Source organism: Actinosynnema sp. NPDC059797 (genome assembly GCF_042732085.1).
Taxonomy (GTDB): Bacteria; Actinomycetota; Actinomycetes; order Mycobacteriales; family Pseudonocardiaceae; genus Actinosynnema.
In genome coordinates, this window is sequence record NZ_JBHWIE010000243.1 from 1 (window position 1) to 10,752 (window position 10,752).

Here is a 10,752-nt window from a genome sequence, read left to right on the forward strand (position 1 = left end):
CCCGGTGACCTGGACCGCGCACATCTCCGGCACGGCCAGCCGCAGGCCGGCGAAGACCTCGTCCCACTCGACGTCCGCGGCGCTGCCCAGGGCGGCGCCGATGCGCATCGCCGAGGCGACCCGTGTGCTGTCCATCACGCCTCCTTGGTAGGCGGACAACCTACGCGGCGGGCGTGGTCCGGACAACAGCGCCACCCCGTGCCGCGTGAACACGTGCGCCGCAGGTCAACGAGGGTTCCTCGGGTACCGGCCGGTCGGGCGGACCGGCGTGTCGCGCGCCGTCCCGCCGGCGGGCGGGCCGCCCCGCGCGGGACGGCCCGCCCCGGCGCTAGTGCCCGCTCGGGTCGACCAGGTCCCGGTCCAGCCACAGCCCGTCCAGGGCCGCGCGCAGCTCCGGGCCCCGTTCCTCGGCCAGCCGCACCGCCGCCAGGTTCTCCTCCAGCTGCGCGACCCGGCTCGCCCCGAACAGCACCGTCGTGGTCGCCGGGTCCGCTAGGCAGAACGCGATCGCCGCCTGCGCCGGTGTCGCGCCGAAGTCCGCCGCGACCGACGCCAGCTCCCGCGCCGCGCCGGCCACCCGCGCCCGGATGCCGCCGGGGTCCTTGCCGATCGCCCGGTCCGGGGTGGAGTTCTTCGCCAGGATCCCGCCCTCCAGCACGTCCGAGGCTTGGATGGTGATGCCCAGCTCCTCCACCAGGCCCCGGAAGGGCGCGCCGTCCGGGATGGAGCGCCGCACCACGCTGTACTTCAGCTGCGCCATCGTCGGCCCCGGCACGCCCTGCGCCGCCGCCGCCGCGTGCGCGGCCCGCAGGTGGTCGACCGACCAGTTGTTGACGCCCCAGCCGCCGAGCCTGCCGTCGGCCACCAGCTCGCCCAGCTGAGCGGTCAGCAGCCCCAGGTCCGGCTCGGTGCCGAACAGGTCGCCGAGGATCGCGTAGTCCGCCCGGTCCGTGCCGACCCGGAACAGCAGCCGGTCGAGCTGGTCGCCCATGGACTGCCCGGGGAAGCCGTTGACCCACAGCTTCGCGGACAGCTTGTAGTCCTCCCGGGCGACCCCGGCGGCCTGCACGATCCGTCCGAACAGGACGTCGGTGTACGACTCGGGGACGGGCGCGCCGTCGAGGGAGAACCCGCCGTAGTAGCCCACGTCGAACAGGTCCACGCCGGCGTCCACGGCTCGCCGCACCATCTCCACGGCGTCGTGGAATGGCATCCGGTCGTAGGTGTGCCAGGAACCCAGGGCGAGCACGCCCACGGACGGGCCGGACGTGCCGATGCGGCGCTTGGGGATCATCGTGCCTCCGCGGTGAGGGCGGCGCGCAGCGCGTCGGCGGCGCGGGCGTGGGCGACGGCGGACACGGACAGCCTGTCCACCAGCAGGGCGAAGAAGCCGTGGATCTGGCCGGGGTAGCGGACCAGCGTGACCGGCACCCCCGCGTCGAGCAGCCGGTGCGCGTACTCCTCGCCCTCATCGCGCAGCGGGTCGAACTCGGCGGTCATCACCAGCGCGGGCGGCAGGTCGCCCAGGTGCTCGGCGGCCAGCGGCGCGAGGTAGGGGTCGGTCAGGTCCGCCGGCGTGCGCGGGTACTGCCGGAAGAACCACTCCATGCTGTCCCGGCTCAGGAAGTGGCCCTCCCCGTACGCCACGTACGACGGCCGGTCACCGGGTGGCGCGGTGACCGGCGCGGCCAGCAGCTGCAACCGGATCGGCGGCCCGTCGTGGTCGCGTGCCATCAGGCACGCCACCGCGGCCAGGTTGCCGCCCGCGCTCTCGCCGCCGACGGCCAGCCTGGAGCCGTCCGCGCCGATCTCCGCGCCGTGGGCGGCCACCCAGGTCACCGCCGCGTAGGCGTCCTCGGCGGCGGCCGGGAAGCGGTGCTCGGGCGCGAGCCGGTAGTCCACCGACACCACGACCATGCCCACCGCGTCGCACAGGGCCCGGCAGGTGGCCTCGTTCTCGTCCAGCGACCCGATCACCCACCCGCCGCCGTGGAACCACACCAGCACCGGGAACGGCCCGGTGCCGAACGGCGTGTAGACGCGCACGGGCAGCGGCCCGGCCGGGCCCGGGATCACCCGGTCCACCACCGAGGCCACCTCCACCGCGGACGGCGAAGGCTGCCAGGTCGCGGCGAACGCGGCCCGCATCTCGGCGGGGGAGAGGTCGACGGGCGCGAGGCCGGCCGCGGCGGCGTCGATCACCGCCCGCGCCTCAGGGTGCAGTGGCATGGTGGTCCTCCTCGGTGGGACCCGCGCCGAAGCGCCGCAGCACGGCGGCGGTCAGCCGGGACACGTCGTTGTCGTCCTGGTCGTGGGAGAGGGCGCCGCACCAGCCGATGGAGCCGGTCGCGAACACCTCGCCGCCGCCGGGCGCGCGCAGCAGCGTCAGGTCGGCGCGGCGGCGGTCCACCGGGTCGCCGAGCGGGTGCGGTACGGCCGGGCCGGTGTCACCGGACATGTAGTCGTCGCCGAGCACCGCCCGCCCCAGCAGCACCGTGCCGGGCGGGCTGCCCAGCAGCGGGTCGATCCCGTCGGTCTCGAACGACGCCGCGCCGCCCAGCACCGCGCCGAACGCGCCCAGCGGCCGGTCCCGCGGCACCCCCGCCAGCAGCGGGTGGTCGCCCACCACCTCGTACGAACCGCCGCTGGTCATCCCGGCCGCGGTGGTGCCGACGCCGAACAGCCGGTGCGGCGCGCGGTTCCGCTCCTGCCACAGCCCGCCGGGCTCGCCGGTGCTGGCCAGCACCAGTTCCCCCGGTTCGCACTCCCACGTGCGCACGCCCGCGTACCCGCGCCGCAACTCGGCCAGGTGCGGCCGGCGCGGGTCGATCGCGGTGACCCAGTACGCGCCGTTGCCGCCGAGGTAGCCGAGGTTGCCGCCGCGGTCCAGGTAGGCGTTGACCGCGTCGAGCATGGCCCCCGTCCAGTACTCGGGGTGGCTGCCGGTGACCACGGCCGCGTACCCCTCGATCGCGGCCGCTCCGTCGGCGTGCAGGTCGTGGTCGGTGAGCACGTCGAAGGCGAACCCCTGCCGCCGCAGCCAGCCGACCAGGTGCAGGTCCTCGCTGTACTGGTGCGGCGAGCGCGTGTAGCGGAACACGTGGTCGTCGCGCATCCCCAGCAGCGGGCGGCGCAGCGAAGCGGTGGCCACGCCGCTGCCGTCGGTGTGCCGGTCGTAGAGGCTGTGCAGCGCGTTGGCGCGGGCGAACGGCGCCGCCACCTCGGCCGGGTCCTCCGTCGCGAACGGCTGGCGCAGGTGGTCCAGGGCGTAGGCGAGGTAGCTCAGCGTCGGCACCAGGAACGCCAACCGCGCGGTCCGCCTCGCCGGCCGCACGAAGAACGGCAGCCGGTCCACGCCCTCGTCGGTGGCCAGCTCCACGGCGTAGCAGCCGGAGGGCAGGTCCTCGGGCAGCCGCACGGCCAGCACCGGGTCCCAGCCGCAGTCGGCCAGGTCGTCGGAGTGGAAGTGCGCCGCCGCGTACCCGCCGTCGGAGAACCGCCAGTCCAACACCTCGCCGGACCAGTCGTGCCCGGTCACGCCGCGCAGCGGGTGGTTGAACAGCGTGCCGTGCCGCCCGTCCGCCACGTCGAGCAGCCGGTCGCCGCCGATGTCCCGGGAGAAGTCCCAGTGCGCCCGCGCACCGTCCTGCCAGGCCACCGAGGAGGCGAACACGGCGTCCACGTCCGGGCGCTCGGCGGTGTAGACGGTCGGGCCGTCGAGCTTGCCGTCGAAGTGCCCGACGCAGGCGCCCGCCACCCGGCGCGCGGCGAACACCAGCGGCGCGTCGCCGCGCAGCAGCGGCCCGGCGGAGATGGTCGTCGACACGGCGGCCGGCGGTTCGTCGGCGAGCCGGGCCCGTGGCCGCACCTCCAGCCGCGCGCCGTCCGGCCCGTACCCGCCGACCAGCAGGTACCAGCGGCGCAGGTGCAGCGCCGGTCCGGGCACGCGCACCACGCCGCGCTCGGTGCGCACGGCGAACTCCACCGTGCCGTCGGCGAGCAGCGCCAGCTCGGCGTGCGGCCCGGACGCGGCGTCGCCCTGGCTCATCAGCCCGGCGCGCTCCGCGGGCAGGGCCGTCGGCCACACCCACGCCGTGAACGCCACGGTGTCGCGCAGCGCGGGTGGGCGCGGCACCAGGCCGTACGAGCCGTGGTCGAAGCTCTGGTGGGGGATGCGCACCCGGTCGGGCGCGCCCACCTCCACGGGGGTGCGGACGGGCGCGGTCCCGTCGTGGTCGACGTGCAGCACCCGCACCCGCGCGTCCGGGGTGGTGGCGCTGGCGTGCACGGTGATCCGCTCACCGGGCCGCGCGGACAGCCGGTCGGTATAGCCGACGACGGCCGCGTGCGTGTGGTCCACGGGCGCCACCTCAACCCCCCAGCAGTTGGCCGCCGTCGACCGGCAGCACGGTGCCGGTGACGTGGCGGGCCGCGTCGGAGGTGAGCAGCAGCACCACCGGCACCAGGTCGTCGGTGGTGGCGATGCGCCGCAGCGGGATGCGCGCCACCCACGGCGCGCGGGCCGCCGGGTCGGCCAGGGCCGCCGCGGTCAGCGGCGTCTCCACCGGGCCGGGCGCCACCGCGTTGACCCGGATGCCGTGCGGCGCCAGCTCCAGCGCCGCCGACCGGGTCAGCGCGTTCATCGCCGCCTTGGTGGCCTCGTAGTGGCCCAGGCCCACGGTCGGCTGGAGCGAACCGGCCGAGCTGATGTGCACCACCGACCCGCCGCGCCCGGCCTCGACCATCACCTCGCCGACCGCCTGGGTGACCAGGAACGTGCCGCGCACGTTGACCGCCAGCACCGCCTCCAGGGCGTCCAGCGGCAGGGTCAGCAGCGGACCCGCGCCGCCGACCACGCCCGCCGCGTGCACCAGCACCCCGATCGGGCCCAGCGCGGCCACGGCCTGGCCGACCGCGCCGCGCACCGAGCCGTGGTCGCGCACGTCCATCCGCACGGCCATCCCGCCGACGCGGTCGGCCACCCGGGCGGCCGAGACCGGGTCCAGGTCCGCCACCACGACCCGGTCGCCGCGCGCGGCCAGCGCCTCGGCGATCGCGCCGCCGATGCCGCCACCGCCGCCGGTGACCATCGCGACCGCCCCCATCACGCGGCCTCCGCGATCACCACGCGCGGGCTGCCCGGCAGCGGCCGCGTCTCCAGCACCGCCCAGCCGGTGTCGCGCAGCCAGCCGTGCACCTCGTCCTCGGGGTAGACCACGGTCCCGTCGACCACCAGGTACTCGCCGGCCAGCACCGGGTCCAGCCGGCGGGCGTCGTCGGCCAGCAGCAGGAAGTCCAGCACCAGCAGGCGCGCTCCGGGGTCGACCACGCCGCGCGCGGCCCGCAGGATCGCCTGGTTCCGCTCCGGGTCGAACCGGTGGATGACGTGCTCCAGCAGCACGGCGTCGTAGCGGCCGGGCACCGGGTCGGTCAGCGGGTCGGCCTCGTGGAAGGAGATCCGGTCGGCGACCTCGGCGGGCACCGAGCCCCGGACCATCCGCAGGAAGTCGCCGGTGGTGACGAACGCGCCGGTCAGCCCGGGGTTGCGGGCGGCGGCCTCGGCGAGGAACGCGGTGGACAGCCCGCCCAGGTCCAGCACGTGCCGGTGCAGGCGGAAGTCGTAGTGCTCGGCCAGCATCACCGCGTGCAGCGAGTTGTAGGTCTGCACGCCGGTCATGAACACGCCCATGTTCGCCTCGTCCAGCTCGAACGGCCCGGGTCGGGCGGTGCGCATCGACTGCGCGTAGTGCTGCCAGTGCGGGTAGCTCAGCTCGTCCCAGAACGCCAGGAACGGGCGCAGGTCCAGGCCGCGGCGACCCGCCAGGTAGGTGGCGGTCACCTCGGTGTTGCGGTAGCGGCCGTCGGCGTGCGCCAGCAGGCCGAGGCCCACCATGGCGTCGGCCAGGATGCGCGCGGAGCGCTCCGGCAGCTCGGCGCGCTCGGCCAGCTCCAGCGCGGTCGCCGGGCCGAGGTCCAGCGCGGCGAACACGCCCAGCTCGCTCGCCGCGAACAGCTGCTTGGCGGACATGAAACCGGTCGCGGCGGTCACCAGCGGCGTCGGGTCGGTCATGGTGGTTCTCCTAGTCCAGTCCGGGGTGCACGACGGCCTTGACCACGGCCATCGACGCCGTGTCCCTGATCGCCCGCTCCGCGCCCGACAGGCCGACGGGCGGGGAGAACATGGCGTCCCAGTCGAAGCGGTCGGCGAACGCCGACAGGAAGCGCAGCGCGCGGACGAGGTCGCCGACGTCGCCGTTGAGGGAACCGACCACGCGGACCTCGCGGCTCATCACCACGTCCAGCGGCACGGGCGCGGCGTGCGGCCCGGCCAGGCCGACCACGACGTGCGTGCCGCGCGCACCGCACATCAGCACGCCCTCGCGGTTGGCCGTGGGCGCGCCCGCGAAGTCGAGCACCAGGTCCGCGCCCGCGGCCCCGGTCAGCTCCTCCACCCGCGCGACCCGCTCGTCGGGGTCGGTCACCTCGGTGACGTCGACGGTGTGGTCCGCGCCGTAGGCCGAGGCCAGCGCGAGCCGGTTGGCCGGGCCGCCCAGGGTGACCACCAGCCCGGCGCCCGCCGCCCGGGCGAACGCGGTGGCGACCAGGCCCAGCGGCCCGGCACCCTGCACGACCACGGTGGCGCCCGGCTCGACGCCGCCCGCGTTGGCGAAGGCCCGGACCACGGTCTTGACCGCGCAGCCCGCCGAGGCGGCCCAGGTGTCGGGCACGTCGTCGGCGAGCACGACCCGGTGCGTGCCCGGCGGCAGGTAGGCGTACTGCGACAGGCCGCCGACGGCGAACGGCCACCGGTCGGCGCGCTGGGCGAAGCCGTAGCCGCGCTCCGCGCACAGCACCGGCTCGCGCAGCACCGAGCACGCGCGGCAGCGCCCGCACACCGACTCCGACCACACCACGCGGCTGCCCGGTCCGACCGGCCTGCCCAGCGCGTCGTGCCCGGCGCCGGGGCCGAGGGCGACGACCTCGCCCACCATCTCGTGGCCGAGGATGATCGGCAGGTCGACGAAGGGCATCGCGCCCTGCCACAGGTGCGCGTCGGTGCCGCACAGCGTGGTCGTGGTGATCCGCGCGATCGCGCTGCCGGGCGGCAGGTCCTCGGGCAGCGGCACCTCAACCAGCTCCAGCGGCGCGGCGAACCCGCGCAGCACCGCCGCCCTGGTCACCCGGGGGATCACGACCCCACCCGGCCGTGCTCGTCGATGAACGCCAGCACCCGCCGCCACGCGTCGGCGGCGTTGTCGGCCTGGTCGGGCAGCGCGCCGTCGAAGAACGAGTGCGGCGCGCCCTCGTAGAGGCGGAACTCGTGCGGCACGCCCGCCTCGGCCAGCTCCCGGTCGAACGCGAGGTTGTCCTCGACAGGGGTGAGGGCGTCCTCGCCCGCCGCGAGCACCAGCACGGGCCGCTCCATGCGCGGGATCAGCTCGCGGCACTCGGCGGGCCTGCCGTAGAAGCCGATCGCACCGGCCAGCCGGGGCTCCAGCGCGGACTGGCCCCACGACAGCGCGCCGCCCAGGCAGAACCCGACGGTGAACGGCGCCGTCACGCCCAGCGAGAGCAGGTGGTCCACGGCCGCGGCGACGTCGAGCGGCACCAGGTCCCGGTCGAGCTTCGCCGCGTGCGCGAACCCGTCGAAGTCCGGTCCGCGCTCGTCGTCGGCCGCGACGCGGCCGTAGTAGTCGAGCACCACGGCCGTCACACCGGCCTCGGCGAAGCCGCGGGCCAGGTCCCGGTAGAACTCGTGCGCGCCGCGCACGTCCGGCAGCACCACCACCCCGGCGCCGGTCGGCCGGTCGGGCAGGGCCTGGTAGGCGGCGAACCGCGCGCCGTCGGCGGAGGTCAACCTCAGCGGGCCGGCCGAGGCCACCGCGCCCGTCGCGTCCGGCGCGGCCGGTGGGCGCGACTCATCGGCGTGACACATGGTGTTCCTTTCGGGTGTTCTTCAGGCGACGGAGTCCCAGCGGTCCCGGCGGCGCGTCCACAGCAGGACGACGAGGATCACCAGGAACGGCAGGACGCCGCGGTACTGCTGGAGGGCGACGACGGTGCTGGCCAGGCCCTGGAGCACGCCGAGGGCGACGCCGCCGGCGAACGTCCAGGCGAAGCTGCGGAACCCGCCGACCAGCGCGGCGGCCAGCGCCGGCGTGATCAGCAGGGCCTGCGAGCCGAAGTCGCTGGCCAGCTGCGGCGCGACGATCATGATGGCGAGCGCGCCCGCGGCGCCCGCCACGCCCCACACCACCATCGACAGCCGCGGCACGCGCACGCCGATCAGCTCGGCCGTGGTGGGCCGCTCCGACAGCGCCCGCAGCAGCAGGCCGGTCCGGGTGTGCTTGAGCAGCGCGGTCGGCAGCACCGCGAACAGCACGGCCAGGGCCATCGTCACCACCGCGGTCCAGGTGACGACCACGCCGCCGACCGTCATCGCGGGCGCGTCGAACGGGTTGGGGAACCGGTGCGGGTGCTGCGCGCCGAACAGCCGCAGGCCGACCGCGACGAGGCCGGTGTAGACCGCGATGGTGACCGCGGCCTTGGCGCCCTCGCCGGCCTCGGAGAACCAGCGCACCACCACGACGCCGAGCCCCATGTGCAGCAGGGCGGCGGCGGCCAGGCCGGCGGGTACCGCCAGGAGCAGCGGCAGGCCCCGCTCGTGCAGCACGACCATGGCGAAGGCGCCGAACGCGCCCACGGCGGCCTGGGCGAAGTTGACCACGGCGACCAGCCGGTAGGTGAGCAGGGTGGACAGGCCCATCAGGGCGTAGGCGCCGCCGGTGGCGAGCCCCGCGATGGCGGCGGACAGTTGCAGCACGCTGCGCCTCCTACTCGGGCACGGTGATGAACGTGTCGTCCACGACCACCCAGCGCAGGCCGGTGAGGCGGACGATCTTCGACGCCTGGTTGGGCGCGTGGGCGTCACCCGGCCCGAACACGAACGGGCTGCCGAGCATCGGGTCCTCGATGGGCGTCATGGTGCGCAGCGCCTCGTTGACGCTGTCGCGGGTGATCTCGCCCCGGATCGACCTGAGCACCTCGACCGTGAACTTCGCGGCCAGGTAGCCGCCCTGGGAGAACGCCGTGGCCTGCGCCTCGGCGCGGGTGACGGTGTCGCGCCAGCCCTTGTTGGCCAGGCTGTCGGAGGTGAACGGCTCGAACTCGCTGCCCGCGTGGACGCTCAGGCCCAGCGGCCCGACGGCCTTGGCCACGCTGTCGGTGTAGGCGGGTGCCAGCAGCAGGAAGTCCACGTCGGACATGCCCTGGGTCTTGGCCGCCTGGAGCCACGGCACGACCAGCTGCTCGGCCGGGTTGAACAGGATCGCGTCGCAGCCCGCCTGCTTGGCCTTGAGCAGGTACGGCGTGAGGTCACCGCTCTGCTGCACGGTCATGTCGTTGACCTTCAGCCTCTGCCCGCTGAGCCGCTCCCACTTCTCCAGGGCGGCCTTGACCGCGTCCTCGGAGCCGGGCAGCACCACGGTGAAGTTGCAGACGGCCTTCGCGCCGAGCTTCTGGGACGCGTGCAGCAGCACGGCGGTCATCAGCGCGAACGGGCCGACGTTGACCGGGGCGATGTTGGGGCTCTGGAAGCACTTCGGGCTGGCCGCGACCGCCATGACCGAGCTGAGCCGCGACTGCCGGTAGAAGGCGTCGTTGACGTCGCAGTCGGTGAAGCTGGCGGAGGCGGCCATGGCGACCACGCCCGCGTCCTGGAGCTCCCGGGCGACCTGGGCGGTGCGCTGGGGGTTGCCCGCGTCGTCCTTGACGATGAACTCGATCTTCTTGCCGTTGACGCCGCCCGCCTCGTTGGCGTCGTCGAACACGCGCTGGGCGGTCTTGGCGACCTCGGCGGTGATGAAGTTGCCGGTCAGACCCGCGATGGCGCCGATCTTGACGGTGTCGCCCGCGCCCGCGTCACCGCAGCCGGTGAGCGCGGCCGCGGTCAGGACCGCGGTGGCCGCCAACGACGTGAGGGCTCTCATGGGTTCTTCCCTTCGGGGGTGGGTGCGGTGCCGAGGTACGCGGCGACCACGGCGGGGTCGGCCAGCACCTCGTCGGGCGGACCCTGGGCGATGACGCGCCCGAAGTCCATGACCACGACGGAGTCGCAGGTGGACCGGACCAGCTCGATGTCGTGCTCGACCAGCAGCACGGAGGTGCCGAAGCGCTCGGGGATCTCGGCGAGCCGTTGTTGGAGGAGGTGGGTCTCGGCGCTGGAGTGGCCCGCGGCGGGCTCGTCGAGCAGCAGGACGGGCGGTCGGCCGAGGGCCAGCCCGGCGACCTCCAGCAGCCGGCGGGTGGCCACGTCGACGGTCTCCACCGGTACGTCGGCCGCCGGGCAGGCGAACAGCGCCAGCTGCTCGTCGACCTCGGCCGCGGACAGCTTCCGCCCGGCCGCCACCTGCAGGAACATGCCCACGGTCACCGAGGTCGGCACCCGCAGCTGCTGGAAGCTGCGCCGCAGCCCGGCCCGGGCCCGCCGGTGGGCGGCCAGGTGGTCGACGGGCAGGCCGTCCAGCAGCACGCTGCCGCCGTACCGCCCGGTGAACCCGGTGACGGTGCTGATCAGCGTCGACTTGCCGGCCCCGTTGGGTCCCACCAGCCCGACCACGTGCCCCCTGGGCACCACCAGGTCGACGTGGTCGACGGCCGTCAACGCCCCGAACCGAACCACCACCCCCCGAATCTCCAACACCGGCGTGGGGTCCGCGCCGGGCTCTGGGGGGGGACCGGGGGCGGACCCGG

The 10,752-nt window shown here is 75.2% G+C and carries 10 protein-coding genes; all 10 read right to left on the reverse strand.

What is annotated here, in order from left to right; translation table 11 throughout:
- Positions 1 to 328 precede the first annotated feature (328 nt).
- Genes ACFV4N_RS32615 through ACFV4N_RS32660 form a run of 10 tightly spaced genes read right to left on the reverse strand, consistent with a single transcriptional unit; the run spans position 329 to position 10,684 of the window.
- Entirely contained in the window at positions 329 to 1,294 is a 966-nt protein-coding gene (locus tag ACFV4N_RS32615) for an aldo/keto reductase (protein ID WP_499676490.1), read from the reverse strand.
- On the reverse strand, positions 1,291 to 2,229 hold the full coding sequence (gene lipP1, locus ACFV4N_RS32620) for a LipP1 family hormone-sensitive lipase (RefSeq protein ID WP_499676491.1): 939 nt from the start codon (positions 2,227 to 2,229) through the stop codon (positions 1,291 to 1,293). The genes ACFV4N_RS32615 and lipP1 overlap by 4 nt, the downstream gene beginning before the upstream one ends.
- Positions 2,213 to 4,360, reverse strand: a complete 2,148-nt coding sequence (locus ACFV4N_RS32625; RefSeq protein WP_499676492.1) for a N,N-dimethylformamidase beta subunit family domain-containing protein — start codon at positions 4,358 to 4,360, stop codon at positions 2,213 to 2,215. Before ACFV4N_RS32625 ends, lipP1 begins: the two co-directional genes overlap by 17 nt.
- A 10-nt stretch (positions 4,361 to 4,370) precedes the next feature.
- Complete coding sequence (locus ACFV4N_RS32630) at positions 4,371 to 5,105, reverse strand: SDR family NAD(P)-dependent oxidoreductase (RefSeq protein ID WP_499676499.1); 735 nt, start codon at positions 5,103 to 5,105, stop codon at positions 4,371 to 4,373.
- Positions 5,105 to 6,070 carry a methyltransferase gene (locus tag ACFV4N_RS32635; RefSeq protein WP_499676493.1) on the reverse strand — a complete coding sequence of 322 codons (966 nt, stop codon included), beginning with the start codon at positions 6,068 to 6,070 and terminating at the stop codon, positions 5,105 to 5,107. The genes ACFV4N_RS32630 and ACFV4N_RS32635 overlap by 1 nt, the downstream gene beginning before the upstream one ends.
- A 10-nt stretch (positions 6,071 to 6,080) precedes the next feature.
- Positions 6,081 to 7,193, reverse strand: a complete 1,113-nt coding sequence (locus ACFV4N_RS32640; RefSeq protein ID WP_499676494.1) for a zinc-binding dehydrogenase — start codon at positions 7,191 to 7,193, stop codon at positions 6,081 to 6,083.
- Positions 7,190 to 7,936, reverse strand: a complete 747-nt coding sequence (locus ACFV4N_RS32645) for a dienelactone hydrolase family protein (RefSeq protein WP_499676495.1) — start codon at positions 7,934 to 7,936, stop codon at positions 7,190 to 7,192. Before ACFV4N_RS32645 ends, ACFV4N_RS32640 begins: the two co-directional genes overlap by 4 nt.
- A gap of 21 nt (positions 7,937 to 7,957) precedes the next feature.
- Positions 7,958 to 8,824, reverse strand: a complete 867-nt coding sequence (locus ACFV4N_RS32650) for a branched-chain amino acid ABC transporter permease (protein WP_499676496.1) — start codon at positions 8,822 to 8,824, stop codon at positions 7,958 to 7,960.
- A 10-nt stretch (positions 8,825 to 8,834) separates the two neighbouring features.
- The gene (locus tag ACFV4N_RS32655; protein ID WP_499676497.1) at positions 8,835 to 9,989 is read right to left on the reverse strand and encodes an ABC transporter substrate-binding protein; all 1,155 of its coding nucleotides are present in this window, start codon (positions 9,987 to 9,989) and stop codon (positions 8,835 to 8,837) included.
- Positions 9,986 to 10,684, reverse strand: coding sequence for an ABC transporter ATP-binding protein (locus ACFV4N_RS32660; RefSeq protein WP_499676498.1), 699 nt, complete (start codon positions 10,682 to 10,684; stop codon positions 9,986 to 9,988). The genes ACFV4N_RS32655 and ACFV4N_RS32660 overlap by 4 nt, the downstream gene beginning before the upstream one ends.
- Positions 10,685 to 10,752: the final 68 nt, after the last annotated feature.